This window comes from uncultured Selenomonas sp. (genome assembly GCA_905372355.1).
Lineage (GTDB): Bacteria > Bacillota > Negativicutes > Selenomonadales > Selenomonadaceae > Selenomonas.
This window is the reverse complement of the sequence record CAJPOT010000002.1, coordinates 140,528-157,807: the sequence shown is the minus strand read 5'-3', so window position 1 is coordinate 157,807 and position 17,280 is coordinate 140,528. Positions and strand designations below refer to the sequence as shown.

General features: G+C 58.4%; 14 protein-coding genes. 12 read left to right on the top strand and 2 right to left on the bottom strand.

Annotated elements, in window-relative coordinates:
• Positions 1–14: 14 nt before the first annotated feature.
• Positions 15–1,448 (bottom strand): PTS transporter subunit EIIC, encoded by a 1,434-nt coding sequence (locus QZ177_RS01755; protein WP_294175319.1) that lies wholly within the window; start codon positions 1,446–1,448, stop codon positions 15–17.
• The gene (murQ, locus tag QZ177_RS01750; RefSeq protein ID WP_294175318.1) at positions 1,445–2,350 is read right to left on the bottom strand and encodes an N-acetylmuramic acid 6-phosphate etherase; all 906 of its coding nucleotides are present in this window, start codon (positions 2,348–2,350) and stop codon (positions 1,445–1,447) included. The genes QZ177_RS01755 and murQ overlap by 4 nt, the downstream gene beginning before the upstream one ends.
• A gap of 357 nt (positions 2,351–2,707) precedes the next feature.
• Between murQ and QZ177_RS01745 the strand changes: the two genes are divergently transcribed.
• The 12 genes from QZ177_RS01745 (at position 2,708) to recJ (ending at position 17,217) form a co-directional block, all read left to right on the top strand.
• Complete coding sequence (locus QZ177_RS01745; protein WP_294175317.1) at positions 2,708–5,326, top strand: heavy metal translocating P-type ATPase; 2,619 nt, start codon at positions 2,708–2,710, stop codon at positions 5,324–5,326.
• A 248-nt stretch (positions 5,327–5,574) separates the two neighbouring features.
• Positions 5,575–7,176 (top strand): bifunctional UDP-sugar hydrolase/5'-nucleotidase, encoded by a 1,602-nt coding sequence (locus QZ177_RS01740; RefSeq protein ID WP_294175316.1) that lies wholly within the window; start codon positions 5,575–5,577, stop codon positions 7,174–7,176.
• Positions 7,177–7,360: 184 nt separating this feature from the next.
• Positions 7,361–8,605, top strand: coding sequence for a SpoIID/LytB domain-containing protein (locus tag QZ177_RS01735; RefSeq protein ID WP_294175315.1), 1,245 nt, complete (start codon positions 7,361–7,363; stop codon positions 8,603–8,605).
• Between the two features lie 15 nt (positions 8,606–8,620).
• On the top strand, positions 8,621–9,682 hold the full coding sequence (gene queA / locus QZ177_RS01730; protein ID WP_294175314.1) for a tRNA preQ1(34) S-adenosylmethionine ribosyltransferase-isomerase QueA: 1,062 nt from the start codon (positions 8,621–8,623) through the stop codon (positions 9,680–9,682).
• Entirely contained in the window at positions 9,679–10,794 is a 1,116-nt protein-coding gene (gene tgt / locus QZ177_RS01725) for a tRNA guanosine(34) transglycosylase Tgt (protein WP_265071506.1), read from the top strand. The genes queA and tgt overlap by 4 nt, the downstream gene beginning before the upstream one ends.
• A 107-nt stretch (positions 10,795–10,901) precedes the next feature.
• Positions 10,902–11,198 carry a preprotein translocase subunit YajC gene (yajC, locus tag QZ177_RS01720; protein ID WP_009645216.1) on the top strand — a complete coding sequence of 99 codons (297 nt, stop codon included), beginning with the start codon at positions 10,902–10,904 and terminating at the stop codon, positions 11,196–11,198.
• A gap of 3 nt (positions 11,199–11,201) precedes the next feature.
• Positions 11,202–11,789, top strand: coding sequence for a 5-formyltetrahydrofolate cyclo-ligase (locus tag QZ177_RS01715; RefSeq protein WP_294175313.1), 588 nt, complete (start codon positions 11,202–11,204; stop codon positions 11,787–11,789).
• A 9-nt stretch (positions 11,790–11,798) separates the two neighbouring features.
• The gene (locus QZ177_RS01710) at positions 11,799–12,509 is read left to right on the top strand and encodes a PP2C family protein-serine/threonine phosphatase (protein ID WP_265071508.1); all 711 of its coding nucleotides are present in this window, start codon (positions 11,799–11,801) and stop codon (positions 12,507–12,509) included.
• 51 nt (positions 12,510–12,560) lie between these two features.
• Positions 12,561–12,902, top strand: a complete 342-nt coding sequence (locus QZ177_RS01705; RefSeq protein WP_009645212.1) for a hypothetical protein — start codon at positions 12,561–12,563, stop codon at positions 12,900–12,902.
• Between the two features lie 42 nt (positions 12,903–12,944).
• Complete coding sequence (gene secD / locus QZ177_RS01700) at positions 12,945–14,213, top strand: protein translocase subunit SecD (RefSeq protein ID WP_006192976.1); 1,269 nt, start codon at positions 12,945–12,947, stop codon at positions 14,211–14,213.
• Entirely contained in the window at positions 14,206–15,123 is a 918-nt protein-coding gene (gene secF / locus QZ177_RS01695; RefSeq protein ID WP_009645203.1) for a protein translocase subunit SecF, read from the top strand. Before secD ends, secF begins: the two co-directional genes overlap by 8 nt.
• A 123-nt stretch (positions 15,124–15,246) precedes the next feature.
• On the top strand, positions 15,247–17,217 hold the full coding sequence (recJ, locus tag QZ177_RS01690) for a single-stranded-DNA-specific exonuclease RecJ (RefSeq protein ID WP_294175312.1): 1,971 nt from the start codon (positions 15,247–15,249) through the stop codon (positions 17,215–17,217).
• Positions 17,218–17,280 lie beyond the last annotated feature (63 nt).

Here is a 17,280-nt window from a genome sequence, read left to right as displayed (position 1 = left end):
AATGCCTCCTTTCATTAGTTTGATGGCTCTTCGGGGTCTTGGAAGCCGAGCAGCCAAGTAGCGAGAAAGCCTGCGGCATAAGCGGTCAGAAGACCGATGAGGTAAATGGCGACTTTGTCCGTGACGGCGGCGAGCGGCAGCCCGGAGATGCCCATGGCGGCGGCGCCGACCATGAAGGCCGCCTGCACGGCACCGCCAAACGCGCCGCCGATGCAGGCCCCAAGGAAGGGGCGTCCGAGCGGCAGTGTAACGCCGTAGATCAACGGCTCGCCGATGCCGAGAACGCCGACGGGAAGAGCCGTCGCCACGGTCTTCCTGAGGAAGGCGCTTCTTGTTCGGCAATAGACGCAGAGCGCCGCGCCGACCTGACCTGCGCCCGCCATGGCGAGCACAGGGAGCAGGATGGTCACGCCGTAGCGTGAGAGAAGCTCCGCATGAATGGGCGTCAATGCCTGATGTACGCCGAGCATGACCATCGGCAGCCACGCCGCGCCAAGCACGAAGCCCGTCAAGGCACCGCCCTTGTCGATGGCTGCAGTCGCAGCTTGGCCGACCCACTCGGAGAGGACGCCGCCCAAGGGCTGCAGGATGAAGAGGGCGGCAAGACCTGCGATGAGAAGCACGAGCAGCGGCGTGAGGAAGAGGTCGAGCATCTCTGGCACATGGCGGTGCAGCTTCTTTTCGAGCCATGCCGCGAGGGCCGTGACGAGGAGGACGGCGATGATGCCGCCGCGCCCCGGTACGAAGGAGAAATCATCTAAGGAAATGGCGGCGAGTCCCGGATGCGAGAGGATGATGGCGAGCGTGCCGCCAAGCATGGGCGATCCTCCGAATTCCTTCGCGGCGTTGACGCCGACGAGGATGTTCATGCCGAAGAAGACGGCATTTCCCATGAGCCCAAGAAGTGCGGCATAAGGCGTCGCGGCAAGCGCAGGAAAAGTCTTGAGCGCGACGTTCAAAAGCCCCGTGATGATGCCGCAGGCAATGAAGGCAGGAATCAGCGGGATGAAGATGTTGGCGATGCGCTTCAAGAAAAGCTTGGCGGGCGTTGCATTCCTCTTCCGTATGGCTTTATGCAGTGCTTTGCCGTCGCCGACAGCAGAGTTTTGTGCGGCCTGACGTACGGAAGGTGCATCTGCAGCATCGCTTCCGGCAGCGGTGTCCGCAGACGGCATTTCTGTCGTCGCGGCTGCAGCTTCTTGTTCAAGCAATTCCTTGAAGCACGCTGTCACGGAGGCGGCGCGGCCGGGACCGAGGATGATCTGCAGATCTCTCCCGCTCGTATGCGTGCCCAATACGCCGTCGAGCGCTTGGATCTTTTGCGTGAGATCGGGCATTTGCTCTTTGAGCTCAAGGCGCAGGCGCGTCATGCAGTTTGCCGCCTTGCAGATATTGGCGGCAGGTCCGACGAGTCGGAGGATTTCCTTTGCAAGCGCTTCGGCTTTCATGAAGATTCCCCCTTGAGAGCGCGTCTGATATAGCCGTCGGAGGCGGCAAGCTGCCGCTGCGCCTCCTCGGCAGGAAGATTAGCGAGGAGCATGAGGATGGCGAGTTTTGCATTGCCCGAAGCCTTCGCCAGCGCTTCTTCCGCCTCAGCGCGGCTTTTTCCCGTCGCTTCGATGACGATGCGACGCGCCCGTTCATCAAGCTTGGCGTTGGAACTTTTGACATCGACCATGAGGTTGCCGTAGACTTTGCCAAGACGAATCATCGCGCCCGTGGAGAGCATGTTGAGGATGATTTTCTGCGCCGTACCTGCCTTGAGCCGCGTCGAGCCTGTGATGACCTCGGGGCCGGTGACCGCCGTGATCGCGACATCAGCGAGTGCGGCGATGGGGGAGTCGGGCGTGCAGGCGACGGCGATGGTCGCCGCACCGAGCGAGCGCGCGTAGTCGAGGCCGCCGACGACGTAGGGCGTGCGACCCGAAGCTGCGATGCCGCAGAGCACGTCTGAAGAGCTAAGGCCACGTTCTCTGAGATCCTCCTGTGCGAGCGTGAGGGAATCTTCCGCTCCCTCCTGTGCACGGAAGACGGCATTCATACCGCCTGCGATGACGCCCTGTACGAGTTCGGGATTTGTGCCGAAGGTCGGCGGGCATTCGACGGCATCGAGAATGCCGAGCCTGCCTGACGTGCCTGCGCCTAGATAAAAAAGGCGGCCGCCTTTCTTTAGACGAACCGCAATGATTTCCACCGCCCGAGCAATCATGGGCAGGGCGTTTTCCACAGCCTCGAAGACTTTCCTGTCCTCATCATGGATGGTGCGCAGCATGTCGGAAACAGAAAGCTCGTCGATGTGAAGCGTCGCCGCATTGCGTTGCTCCGTCGTGAGCCTGTCAAGATCGATCATGAAGGCAAAGCACCTCGAATTCTTTTTCATCGTTGAGAAGAATTGTAAATTACACACACAAAGATCCACTTCGTGGACATTGTGCGCTGCCTTTAATGAAAATTATCCAATCGGTCTGCGTCGTCGGCTTGACTTCTTGGACTTTCATAGTAAAAGAAACAACCTTCTTCAAATTCTTTATTTTGACATAAAAGGCGGAAATCCTCTTTTCCTGACAAAGAATTATCAAAAAAGTTCAATAAATTTTTGATAAGAAGAGGAATGTGTCTGCATACATTTGAAACTTGTTCTTGACAAATACCTCATCGACGTATATTCTGTTCAAATAGTCATAGGAAGCGAGGAGGTGTTTTTCTTATGACGGAAAATGAAAAGTATCAGATCACGGGCATGTCGTGCGCGGCGTGCAGTGCGCGTGTTGACAAGGCGGTTCGTCATCTGGCGGGCGTGCGGGAGGTGTCTGTGAACCTTCTGACGAATTCGATGCTCGTAAGTTACGATGCGCCGCTGACGTCGGAGATGATCTGCGCCGCTGTCGAGCATGCGGGCTACGGCGCGAGCCTTGCTGCCGGCAAGGGGGCAGGACGGGCAAAGGATATGCGAGAAGAGCGAGAGGCGCTTGAAGATCATGAGACGCCGAAGATTCTGCGCCGCTTTATCGTGTCGCTCGTGCTCCTCGTGCCGCTTCTCTATGTTTCTATGGGACACATGCTTCTTGCGCTTCCCATTCCGCAGGCGATGGAGAACAATGCGCTCGTCATCGGTCTTTATGAGCTTCTTCTCGCCGTCGCCGTCATGATCGTTAATCAGAAATTCTTCATCAACGGCTTTCGCAATATCTTTTCGGGCGGCGTGAATATGGATACGCTCGTAGCTCTTGGCAGTGCGGCGGGTTTCGTTTACAGTACGGGAAATCTTTTCTCCATGCTTCTTGCGGCGCGTGCCGGCGACTGGCAGAGCGTCGCGGCGGGCGGCAGGGATTTCTACTTTGAGACGTCCGCGATGATTGTGACGCTCATCACGGTGGGCAAGTGGCTGGAAAGTCGCAGCAAGGGCAAGACGACGAATGCCATCAAGGGGCTCATGGATCTTGCACCCAAGACGGCGCGACTCGTGAAGGAGGGCGAGGAGGTCGTCGTCGCCGCGTCGGAGGTCGCCGTCGGCGACGTCTTCCTCGTACTGCCGGGCGAGAGCTTTCCCGTCGACGGCAAGGTGCTCGAAGGTGAGAGCGCCGTCAACGAGGCGGCGCTAACGGGCGAAAGCCTGCCTGTGGACAAGGCGCCGGGCAGTCTCGTGAGCGCCGCCACGATCAATCAGAACGGTGCTTTGACCTGCGAAGCGCGGCGCGTCGGCGAAGACACGACGCTGCAGCAGATCATCGAGATGGTGCAGAATGCCGCCGCTTCAAAGGCGGAGATCTCGAAGCTCGCTGACAAGGTGTCGGGCGTATTCGTTCCCGTCGTCATTGTTTTGGCTATTGCTACGGGCGCTCTTTGGCTGCTTCTGGGTGAGACGGCGAGCTTCGCTCTCGCGCGTGCTGTCAGCGTGCTCGTCATCAGCTGCCCATGCGCCCTGGGGCTTGCAACGCCCGTCGCCATCATGGTCGGCAGCGGCAAGGGAGCGAAGAACGGCATTCTCTTCAAGACGGCGGCTGCTTTGGAGGCGACGGGCAAGGCGGACTTTGTCGTGCTCGACAAGACGGGCACGATCACGGAAGGAAAGCCTCGCGTGATGGATCTCGTGCCTGCTGCGGGTGTAGGGGAAGAAGAGCTTCTTTGCGTGGCGGCCGCCTTGGAGGCGCAGAGTGAACATCCGCTTGCCGTTGCCGTCCGGCGCGAGGCAGAAGAGCGCGGCATTTCTTTCTCGAAGGTGCAGGATTTCCAGGCACTGCCTGGGCATGGCGTCACGGGCACGGCGGAGTTTTCAGGTGAACGTCGAGAGGTGATCGGCGGCAGCATGGCGCTGATGAAGGAGAAGGGGCTTCTGACAGCGGACATGAAGGCGGCGGCGGAAAAGCTTGCGTCGGAGGGAAAGACGCCGCTTTTCTTCGCCGCTGCGGATCGTTTGCTCGGCATCATCGCCGTCGCTGACGCCTTGAAGCCGGACAGCCGTGAGGCGATTGAAGAACTTCTGCGCATGGGCGTGCAGCCTGTCATGCTGACGGGAGACAACCGCCGTACGGCGAACGCGGTCGGCGCGAAGCTCGGACTTTCTGCCATCGTCGCCGACGTTCTGCCCGACGGCAAGGAAGAGGTCGTGCGCCGTCTGCAGGAGGGCGGCAGGACGATCATGGTAGGAGACGGTATCAATGACGCGCCCGCTTTAACGCGTGCCGATGTCGGCATCGCCATCGGTGCGGGCGCTGACATTGCCATGGATGCTGCCGACGTCGTCCTTATGAAGTCGTCACTCAGGGATGTCGTCGCGGCCATCCGCCTTTCGCGGCAGGTCATCCGCAACATCAAGGAAAATCTCTTCTGGGCGTTTTTCTACAATGTCATCGGCATACCGCTCGCGGCAGGCCTTTGGTTGCCCGTGTTCGGCATCGTATTGAGTCCGATGTTCGGCGCGGCGGCGATGAGCCTTTCGAGTTTCTGTGTCGTGATGAATGCCTTGCGGCTGAACTTTTTTGATGTTTATGACGATAGGAAAGACAAGCGCAAGGTTCTGCGTGAACTGCCCGGCTTCCTTTTACAGAAGGAAGCAGAGGCGGGAGCGGAAGAAGTTGCACAAATGCAGGCAGATGAAAAATTGGAGGCAAGTGTAATGAAAAAGACGATTTCTATCGAAGGTATGATGTGCGGCCACTGCGTCGCCCATGTGACGAAGGCTTTGGAAGGCATGAACGGCGTGGAAAAGGCGGAAGTCAGCCTGGAAAACAAGAATGCCGTCGTCACCCTGAGTGCTGACGTTTCGGACAAGGCTCTTTCGGCGACGATCGTCGATGCAGGCTACGAAGTCGTCGGTATCAGCTGATTGATCATTCGTGCGTGTGCGCCTCCTCTAGGATATAGGGGAGGCGCGTTTGTTCTTTTATAAGGATATAATTAAAATATTTTAACCTGTCGCTTGTGACAGTGCGATATGCAGATTGTTCATGATATAATTTTTAGAAAGCACCGATAAAATGAAGTCGCCTGGATTTGTGAAGATGGGTGGCTGGATTTATCAGTGATTCCTTTACGTATAGAATTTGTATTTGATGGTCAGAACAGGAGGTCTTTATGAGGAACAAGATGCAAAAACTCATCGGCGGTCTTTTCACGGCGGCTTGGATTGCCTCTCTGCCGCTGATCGCACACGCGGATGCTGTCATTCTGCACACGAACGACGTGCATTGCGGTGTCGCAAAGAACATCCATATCGCTGCTGTCACGCAGTACAAGCACGACTTGCAGAAGGAGAATCCAGAGGTCATCCTCGTCGATGCGGGCGATGCGGTGCAGGGAGAGCCGCTCGGCAGTCTCTCGCGCGGCGCGGCGATCATCCGCATCATGAACCGTGCCGACTACGATTTCGCCATCCCCGGCAACCACGAGTACGATTTTGGCATGGATCGCTTCCTGGAGCTTGCATCGCAGCTCAAGTGCGGCTACTATAGCTGCAATTTCATCGACAAGAGGACGAATCAGCCTGTATTCAAGACACATAAGATCGTCACGCTCGACGGCAAAAGAATCGCGCTGATCGGCGTGACGACACCGGAAACGATTGTCTCGTCGTCGCCGAAGGAGTTTCAGGATGAGAATGGCAAGTTCGTCTATAGCTTCCTCGAAGATGAGGACGGCTCGAAGCTCTATGAGGGGATTCAGAAGGCGGTCGATGAAGCGCACGCGGAGGGTGCCCAGTATGTCATGCTCGTCGCCCATCTGGGCACGACGGGCGCCGTTCCCGTTTGGTCGAGCGGCGCCGTGGCTGCGCATACGAGCGGCATCGACGTCATCATCGACGGACATTCGCATGAGCAGTATACGCGCGTCGACAAGAACAAGGACGGCAAGGACGTTCTCGTCGAGCAGACGGGCACGAAGCTTGCGAGCGTCGGCAAGATCACCATCCATGACGACGGCACGATCACGGGTGAACTCGTCAAGGGACTGACGGCGGTCGATGCCGATGTCAAGCGGCTTGTCGATGAGGAACTCGCGCAGGTGGAGAGGCAGCTTGCCAAGCCTGTCGGTACGACGACCGTTGACCTCGTGACCGATGTCGATGGTGAATACCGCGTGCGCAGCGGCGAGACGAATCTCGGCGATTTTGTTGCAGATGCATTTCGCGCCTCGGTTCATGCTGATGTGGCGCTCGTCAATGGCGGTGGTTTTCGTGAGCCGATCTCGACAGGAAAAGTGACGTATAAGACGCTCGCAGCGCTGTTCCCCTTTACGAACAACCTTGTCGTCAGAAGTGTCACGGGGCAGCAGCTTCTCGATGCGCTCGAAATGGGGGCGGCAAAGTATCCCGAAGAATCCGGCGGCTTTTTCCATGTTTCGGGAATCACCTACACTATTGATGCGCGTGTGCCGTCTTCGGTGGTTCAAAATGAGCAGGGCGGTTTTGTTCGTGTCGACGGAGCTTATCGCGTCAAGGATGTCATGGTCGGCGGCGTGCCGCTCGACTTGACAGAGGATTATACGGTCGTCAGCAATTCCTACATCATGAGGAACGGCGGCAACGGCATGACGATGTTCGACGGCACGCCGCTTCTGCGTGACACGGCGTTCTCCGACATCGACGCGATTGCCGATTACGTCAAAGAGCAGGGAGGCGTCGTCGGCAAGGGCTACGAGAATCCTGCCGGCGCGGGGCGCATCACGATCCTTGAGTGAAGAGGAAAGAATTTGCCGTTTTAGAAAACGTCGCTTTTCAAGGACTGCCGTACGGAATGTGCGGCAGTTTTCTTTTGTGCGCTTCCTTACCGGTGGCGCGGTGCGCTTCTCTGTGATATACTATAGGAATCGTTGCATTTATCCGTGCTTCCTATCGTGCAGGGAAAGGAAAGGGGCGTTGGTCTTGTCAGAAAAGCGAAGCGGCATGTGGTGCGGCGCAATTCTTTTCTTTCTGTGCGGCTTGTTCTTCTGCTGCTCCCATACGGCGTCGGCGGGTCGCGTGATCGACTTTCAGGGTGCAGGGAAGGCGCAGAGGGAGGCGGCGTCCAAAGAGGCGAAGCAGGAGAAGGCGCACGCATCTTCGCAGGAGATTCGCGTGGGGCTGTTCCTCGGGCAGAAGAGCGTGCTCATCTCGTCGGACGCTGGATTTTCCATCGTCGAGGACGGAAGCGGCAAGGTGCTGACGACGATCGCGCCGAATGCCGCCATCAAGCTGGAGGGCGGCGGGGCGGGAATCTTCCTCGATGGTAAGCGCCTCTCCGGCGCATCCCTGCGCCTTGTGCCGCAGCGTGCCGAGGGCATCTTTCAAATTGGCGCCGGGCATTATCGCGGCAGTTTCTTCGTGCGCGTCGAGAGCAAGGGGCTTGACCTCATTGAACAGCTTCCTCTTGACGACTATGTGAACGGCGTGCTCGCCGAAGAGATGCCCGCTTCGTGGCATATAGAAGCCTTGAAGGCGCAGGCGGTGGCGGCGCGAACTTATGCCCTTCGCAGCAAGGGACGCCATCGGTCGGAAGGTTACGACGTCTGCGCGACGACACATTGCCAAGTCTACGGCGGCGTCGATGCGGAAACGCCCGCGACGCGTGCGGCGGTCGCGCAGACGGCGAATCAGGTACTCCTCTACGCGGGAAAGCCGGCGGAAACGTTGTTTCACAGTGATTCGGGCGGCATGACGGAAAGCCGCGAGGCGCTTTGGGGCGCGGGTGTGCCGTATCTCGTGCCCGTCAAGGAGGATGTGCAAAGGACAAGTCCGTGGCAGGTGATCTTGTCGGAAGCGGATTTCCTCAGGAAGCTCGCCGCCGCAGGCAAGGAGGTGGGAAGCCTGAAGAAGATCGGGCTTTCCCCGCTCGTCATCGGCAGGGGCGACGCCTACCGCACGCCTTCGGGACGCGTTTCGCACATGACGATCGAAGGCTCGAAACGAATTGTGGAGCTGACGGGAAGCGAGATGCGCTCCCTCTTTGGACTCAAAAGCACGCTCTTCGACGTGAAGCGGGAAAAGGGGCAGATCGTGATCGCCGGTTTCGGCAGCGGTCATGGCCTGGGACTGTCACAGCATGGCGCAGAGAGGCTTGCGGGCCGCATGAAGTATGACGCCATTCTGGCACATTATTATCCGGGAACGAAGTTGGAGATTCAGCCGTGAGGAGAAGCGGAAAATATGCTGCTCAAGGATTTTGATTATGAACTGCCGGAGGAACGGATCGCGCAGAAGCCGATCGAGCCGCGCAACGCATCGCGGCTCATGGTGCTCGACCCGGTGGCGAAGACGATAGAGCACCGTCATTTCTACGACTTGGGCGAGTTCCTCGCGCCAGGCGACGCCTTGATTCTGAACGATACGCGCGTCCTTCCCGCGCGTCTCTATGGCAGGCGCGAGCCGACGGGCGCGCATATCGAGGTGTTTTTGCTGCGCCGCCTCGACGAGGATTCGTGGGAGACCTTGGTGCGCCCCGGTAAGAAGGCGCAGGTTGGACAGGTCATCCGCTTTTCCGACGAGCTTTGCGCTGAGGTCATGGCGCATACGGATTTCGGCGGGCGCATCGTGAAGTTCCGCTATGAAGGCGTATTCGAGGAAATCCTCGATCGCTTGGGAGAAACGCCTCTGCCTCCCTACATCCATGAGAGATTGGAGGACAAGGAGCGCTACCAGACGGTCTACTGCCGCGAGGAAGGATCGGCGGCTGCGCCGACGGCGGGTTTGCACTTCACGAAGGAGCAGCTTGCCGAACTCAAGGCGCAGGGCGTCCATATCGGCTTCGTCACGCTCCACGTCGGACTCGGAACGTTCCGCCCCGTGAATGTGGAAAAGATCGAAGAGCACAAGATGCACAGCGAGTATTACCAACTGCCCGAGGAGACGGCGGAGCTGATTCGCCGCACGAAGGCGGCGGGCGGCCGCGTCATCGCCGTCGGCACGACGTCGATCCGCACGTTGGAATCGGCGGCTGAGGCACAAGGCGTCATTTCAGCGAAGAGCGGCTGGACGGACATCTTCATCTATCCGGGCTATCGCTTCAAGATCGTCGATGCCCTTGTGACGAACTTTCATCTGCCGAAGTCGACGCTGCTCATGCTCATCAGCGCTTTCGCGGGGCGCAAGTTCGTACTGCACGCCTACGAGGAAGCGGTGCGCGAAAAGTATCGCTTCTTCTCGTTCGGCGATGCGATGTTTTTGACATGTCGCGCTGAAGGCAGCAAGAAAGAGGAGGCGGCTCTTTGACAGCCATTACCTATGAATTGATAAAGAAGGATGAGGCGACGGGAGCGCGCGCCGGCATTCTGCACACGCCGCACGGCAGTTTTCCGACGCCGATCTTCATGCCCGTGGGCACGCAGGCGTCCGTCAAGGGCGTCTCGCCTGACGAACTCAAGGATCTTGGTGCGGGTGTGATCCTATCCAATACGTATCACCTTTTTCTGCGCCCGGGCATGGAGCTCGTGCGAGAGGCGGGCGGACTTCATCGCTTCATGAACTGGGACGGCGCAATCCTGACGGACAGCGGCGGTTTCCAGGTATTCAGTCTCGGCGACTTGCGAAAGATCACCGAAGACGGCGTGACCTTCCGCTCGCATATCGACGGCTCGAAGAAATTCCTTTCGCCCGAAGTTTCGATGGAGGTGCAGATGGCGCTCGGCTCGGACATCGTCATGGCGTTCGACGAGTGCGTGCCTTATCCCGCCGACTACGAATATGCGAAGACTTCGACGGAGCGCACGACGCGCTGGGCCAAGCGCTGCAAGGATGCGATGACGAGCGAGAGTCAAGGGCTCTTCGGCATCGTGCAGGGCGGCATGTATAAGGATTTGCGCGAAAAGAGCGTGGCCGATCTCGCAGAGCTTGATTTTCCCGGCTATGCCGTCGGAGGTCTGAGCGTCGGCGAGCCGAAGGAACTCATGTACGAGATGCTCGGACTCACCGTGCATCTTCTGCCTGAAGACAAGCCACGCTATCTGATGGGCGTCGGCACGCCCGATTATCTCCTCGAAGGCGTCATGTACGGCATTGACATGTTTGACTGCGTATTTCCGACGCGCGTAGCACGAAACGGCATGGCGATGACGCATGAAGGCCGGCTCGTGATGAAGAATGCCGCTTACACGCGCGATTTTTCCGTCCTCGAAGAGGGCTGCGGCTGCTACGCCTGCCGAAACGGCTACACGCGCGCCTACATCCGACATCTCGTTCGCGCCGAGGAAATCTTCGGCCTGCGCCTCCTGACGCTGCATAATCTTTATTTCCTGCAGGCGTTTATGCGCGAGATGCGCGAGGCGATTCTCGCCGATGCGTTCAGCGATTTTCGCGCAAAATTCCTGCAAAACTGGAAACGATGAGGAAATTTCCTTTGCAATAAAGGGAAAAGGCGAGAAGTGTCGAAAGAAATGAATGGTATACGGTTAGACGTATGCGCGATTTTTGTTCTATCTTCGGGAGGAATATCATGGATGCAAATATGATGAATGCCCTTTATACATACGGCCCTTTGATCTTCATGGTGCTCGTCATCTACTTTTTGATCATCCGGCCGCAGCGCAAGGAGCAGAAGCGCCGCAAGGAGATGCTCGATGGACTCAGGCGCGGCAATCGCGTCGTGACGATTGGCGGCATTTACGGCACGCTGACCGAGGTGCACGATACGATGGTCAAGATGAAGATCGCCGAGCATGTGGAGATCGAGGTGTCGCGTGCGTCCATCCATGCGAATGTCACGGATGGCGGGGCGCAGGAGAAATCTTGACGCATGACATCCGAGGAGATTTTGCAGGCGAAGAAACGCCTGCGGCAAGAGGCCTTGAAGCGGCGCGGCAGCTTTTCAGAGCAGACGAACCGGGTGTTCAGCGAGGCCATAGAAGCGAGACTGATGTCGCTCGACGTCTGCCGCGAGGCTCGGACAGTCTTCGCCTTCGCCGCGATGTCGGACGAGGTGCAGCTCTACAGCTTCATGGAAAAGGCGCTGGCCGAGGGAAAGCGCGTTGCCGTGCCGCTTATCGTCGGCAAGGGCGTGATGGAGGCGGTGCGCGTGCGTGCGCTTTCCGACCTCGTGCCGGGAGCGTTTGACATCCCGACCGTGCGCGAAGAGCGGCGCGAGATCGTCGATCCAAAGAGCCTTGACTGCGTGCTCGTGCCGGGCGCGGCATTTTCGCGCGACGGTGCGCGGCTCGGTCTTGGTGCGGGCTTCTATGATCGCTTCTTGGGCGAGAAGGCGCCGCAGGCGCAGCGAATCGCCGTGGCATTTTCTTGTCAGATCATGGACGAGGTTCCCCGAGAGGCGCATGACGTCATGATGCACGCGATTGTTACGGAGAACGAAACTATACTTTGCAGGTGAGAAGCATTGATGAAGATAAAAGTGGGCATGGCGAAGATCAACAAGTATGCGATGCAGCATTGCGGTGATAGCTTCGACATCATTGAGCGGCCTTACGGCGGACTTTCCGCCGTCATCGCCGACGGGCAGGGGAACGGGCTGGCGGCGCATCATACGAGCAGCTGGGTCGTGAACAAGGCGGCTTCACTCATCGCTGACGGCGCCCGCGACGGCGCTGTCGCACGCGCCGTGCACGACTACCTCTACGCGATGAAGGACAAGAAGGTGTCGTGCACGCTGACGCTCCTGAGCGCCGATTTGGAATCGGAAACGGTCGTCATCAGCCGCAATTCCAACTGTCCGACGATTGTCAAGACGGACGAGTACCTGACGATCTACGACGACGAGGTCTCGCCGATCGGCGTCAACCGCCACATGAAGCCACTTGTTTATGAACTGCCGTTCGCCCCGGGCATGATCGTCGTCTCTTTCACGGACGGCATCGCGCACGCAGGAAAGAAGTACGACGGCGCGTCGATGGATATGAAGAAGATCCTCGCCATCATCGAGGACAATGCACCCGAGGACTGCGACTTCATCGCCAAGAGCATCCTGGAATACGCGCTCTCCTTGGACAAGGACAAGGCGGGAGACGATATGACGGTCGTCGTCATGGGCATAGCGGAAGCCGCAGCCGATGCGCCGAAGATCGAGCAGCTTTCCGCTTCGTATCCGTTCTAGTAGCAGCCGTTTCAGTCGAATGAAGCCATTGCGCTTCCAAAGGAGAAAGCTATGCGAATTGCTGTTGTCGGCGTCTGTGCGTCGGGCAAGACGACGCTCGTGCAGGGCCTGAAGGATGCGGGCTTTGACGCATACAACGTGGCGCAGGAGCATTCGTGCATCCGCGCTTTTTGGAACAAGCACCGCCCCGACATCCTCGTGATGATCGATGCGACGCTTCCTGCAATCAAGAAGCGCCGCCGCGTCTCGTGGACGGAGGAGCGTCTTGCCGTGCAGCACGAGCGATTGCGCGACGCGCGGGAACATGCTGACCTCTATCTGCAGACGGACGATCTTTCGGCGGCGGAGGTCTTGGAGACGGTCGTCGCATTCCTGCGTGAAAAAGGGGCTTGAACCGTGTCTTTTGCGCCTTGCGCTTGAGTGCGGAAGAATAATATGTATCAGAGGAGATGGGAAAATTTGAGACAGGACGCTTTACTGAAGCTCATCGCGGTCATCGCGGTGATCGTCGGCGTTTTTTTCGCCTTCGTCTCGCCGTTGGCAAATTCCATACGCCAAGGCCTTGACCTGCAGGGCGGCACGCATGTCGTGCTCGAAGCGGTCGATACGCCGGAAGCGCAGGTCAACGACGATGCAATGCAGCGCGTCGTCAAAATCATGGAGAAGCGCGTCAACGAGCTTGGCCTGACCGAGCCGCTGATCCAGCGCCAAGGCGAGCGCCGCATCATCATCGAATTGCCGGGCATCAAGGATCCCGATTCTGCCATTAAGACGATCGGCAAGACGGCGATGCTCGAATTCAAGGACGAGGATGGAAATACCGTCATGACGGGCACGGACCTGAAGAACGCGCAGGACGCCCGCAACCAGCAGAATCAATATGTGGTCAACTTGGAGTTTTCCGACGAGGGCGCGAAGAAGTTCGCCGATCTGACAACGAAGAACGTCGGCCGCCGCATCGCCATCCTGCTCGACGGAGAAGTCTTGACGAACCCGAATGTGCGCGAGCCGATCACGGGCGGCAGGGCTGAGATCACGGGACAGGAGAGTCAGGAAGAGGCGCATCGCATCGCGATGCTTCTGAGAAGCGGCGCACTTCCTGTCAAGGTCAATATCATTGAGACGCGCACGGTCGGGCCGACGCTCGGACAGGACTCGAAGGACAAGAGCGAGTTCGCCTTTGTCATCGGCATTTCCGCCGTCCTCGTGTTCATGATCCTCTTCTATCGCCTTTCTGGTCTCATCGCTGATCTTAGCCTCATGGCCTACGTCATCCTGCTGCTCTTCCTCTTGAAGATGCTCGATGCGACCTTGACGCTGCCGGGCGTCGCGGGCATCATTCTGTCCATCGGCATGGCGGTCGATGCGAACGTGCTGATCTTCGAGCACTTCAAGGAAGAATTCCGCTTGGGCAAGACGCTGCGCCTTTCGATGGAAGCAGGCTTCAAGCGCGCTTTCACGACGATCTTCGATTCGAACATCACGACGATCATCGCGGCGCTCGTACTGTTCTTCTTCGGCACGGGAACGATCAAGGGCTTTGCCATCACGCTCGGACTCGGCGTCGTGCTCAGCATGCTGACGGCGATCACGCTCACGCAGTACATGCTGAAGCTCCTTATCGCCTCGAATATTTGCAAGAATCCTGCCGTCTACGGTGCGACGGGATTGACTGGCGGAAGCGGGGTGAAGAAAGATGCATAAGTTCGACATTGTAAAGCGCACGAAGATCTGGTTCATCCTCTCCCTGTGCGTCATTCTGCCTGGCATTTTCAGCATGTGCACGCAGGGCTTCAACCTCGGCATCGACTTCACGGGCGGCACGATCATCGAGCTGCGCTTCCAGAAGGAAGTGACCTTGGCGGATGTGCGCGGCGTCCTGCGCGAGTACGGGCTCGACAACAGCACGATCCAGTTCTCGGGCGATACGGCGAATGCTGAAGCTGCGCCCACAGTCATGGTGCGAAGCGTTGACCTTGAGGAAGAGGAGCGCAAGGCTGTGATGGCGTCGCTCAAGCAGCAGCTCGGCGACTACGATGTGCTGCGCGAGGAGAAGGTCGGTGCGACGATGGGATCGGAGCTTATCATGAACGCCCTTTGGGCGCTCGCGCTCTCGTGGGTCATGATCGTGCTCTACGTTTCGTACCGCTTCGAGTTCAAGTTTGGTATTTCCTCCATCTTGGCCTTGGTTCACGACATCCTCATCGTCCTGAGCGTCTTCTCTCTGACACAGCGGCCGATTGATTCGTCGTTCGTCGCGGCGCTTCTGACGATTGTCGGCTATTCGATTAACGATACCATCGTCATCTTCGACCGCATCCGCGAGAATCTGAAGCTGCACTTTAGGCGCGGCGGCGACATCAACGAGCTTGTCAATACGAGCATCTATCAGACGCTGACGCGCTCGATTTACACGGTATGCACCGTGCTCTTCACGACGTTCGCGCTCTACTGGTTCGGCGGCGATACGACGAAGGACTTCTCGTTCGCCCTTCTCGTCGGTTTCTTTGCCGGATGCTATTCGTCCATCTTCATTGCAAGCCCCATCTGGGTCGTCCTGCGCAATTTCTCGGAGAAGCGCCGCAGGGCGGGCAGTGCGGCTGCAGCGAAGTGACCGTTGTTCATAATTTGCGCGCGGAACGCCAAGCTGATGAAAGGGCTGTGCACAGGCCGAAAGGTCTGTGCAGCAGCCCCTTTTATGTAGGTTGCTCCATCAGCGACAGATAGGAGGAGAACAATGGAGAAAGAATGGTCGCTCTTGCCTGATACATCGGCGAGAGCTGTGGAATTTTCCCAGCGCATCGGCACGACGCCCTTCACGGCGGCGCTTCTTCTGCATCGCGGCATCACATCGGACGAAGAGGCGCGAGCGTTCCTTCATCCGGAAAAGCAGCCGTTTCACGATCCGTTCTTGATGAGGGATATGGAAAAGGCTGTCTCGCGCATCGAGCAGGCGATCCAAGCGCAGGAGCGCATCGTCGTCTATGGCGATTACGACGTCGACGGCATCACGGCGACCTCGCTTCTCTGCCGCAATCTGCGTCAGCTCGGCGCGAATGCAGGCTACTTCATTCCGCATCGTCAAAAGGACGGCTACGGGCTGCACAAGGAAACACTTGATGAGATCATCGCTGGGGGCGCCGGGCTCATCGTCACGGTGGACTGCGGCATCTCCGCCGTCGAGGAGGCGGCAGCGGCAAAAGACAAGGTCGATCTCATCATCACCGATCACCATCTGCCGGGCAAGGAATTGCCCAAAGCCCTCGCCGTCATCGATCCGCATCGTGCAGACTGCGCATATCCCGACAAGAACATCGCGGGCGTGGGCGTGGCGTTCAAGCTCTGCCAGGCGCTTTGGCAGAAAATGCGCGGCAAATCCTTCACGGGCGATCTTGACATCGTCGCCCTGGGCACGGTCGCCGACGTCGTGCCGCTCCTCGGCGAGAATCGGAAGATCGTGCAGCAAGGTCTGCGCGTCTTGAAGAAATCGAAGCGCCCGGGTATTCAGGCGCTTCTCGCTGTGACGGAACTCCAAGAGAAGGAGATTACAGCCGGACATATCGGCTTCGTGCTTGCGCCGCGGCTCAATGCGGCGGGACGCTTGGCGTCCGCTCTGCGCGGCGTCGAATTGCTCCTGACGGAGGACGGAGAGGAAGCACAGGCGATTGCGGAGGAGCTTGACGCGGCGAATCGCGAGCGTCAGGCCGTGGAGCAGGAGATCCTGCAGGCGGCAGAAAAACAGATCGAGGAGATTGACGTCAAGCGAGCGCATGTGCTCGTGCTTCATGGAGAAGGCTGGCATCCCGGCGTCATCGGCATCGTGGCCTCGCGCATCGTCGAGCGCTATTACCGTCCGACGGTCATCATCGCGGAAGAAGACGGCGTCGGCAAGGGTTCGTGCCGCAGCATACGCGGCTTCCACATGTTTGAAGCTCTTTCGGCCTGCAAGGAGCATCTTCTGGGCTTTGGCGGCCACGCGCAGGCGGCGGGGCTTTCGCTTCGCTCGGCGGACATCGCCTCTTTCCGTGAGGCTCTGGAGGCTTATGCGGCAAAGGTGCTGACGGAAGAGGATTTCGTGCCGATTCTCGACATCGAGCTGGAACTTGCACCCGAAAAGATTACGGAGCAGCTGATGACGGAGATCAAGCTTTTGGAGCCGTACGGCATGGGAAATCCCAAGCCGCTCTTTTCGACGCACGGCGTTCGCGGCAGTTATGCGCGGCAGATCGGCAAGGAGGGGCAGCATCTGAAGTTTGAGCTTGACGGCTTGGACGCGAGCATTGACGTTCTGGCTTGGGGCAAGGGCGAGGAGGCGCCGCTCGTCAATCGCGAGCGCATCGACATCGCGTATTTTCCCGAATACCATGTGTGGCGCGAGAAGCGCTCTCTGCAGCTCATGCTTGAAGATTTTCGTCCGGCACGCGCCGAGGCGAAGCATCCCGACCGTGACGCGCTGGCCTCGGTCTATCGCTTCCTGCTCGTACGTCAAAGAGCGGGCGAAGGTCTGCCGGCAGATGCGGAAAAGCTTCTGGCAGAGTATCTGCTTCATTTCCCCGTCATGGGAATCTTCACGTTTCAAAAGGCGCTGCAGATTTTCGAAGAACTCAGCGTCCTGCTGCCTGACGACGGACGATATGCGTTCTGCCCGCCGCAAGAGAAGCTCGACTTGCAGAAGTCGCGCATCTTCCGTGAAGGGAATCCGCTGTAAGATATCGCTCTTTGTTCAAGCCTTGCGCGATGGTGTATAATGTATAATATGAGATTAAAGTGG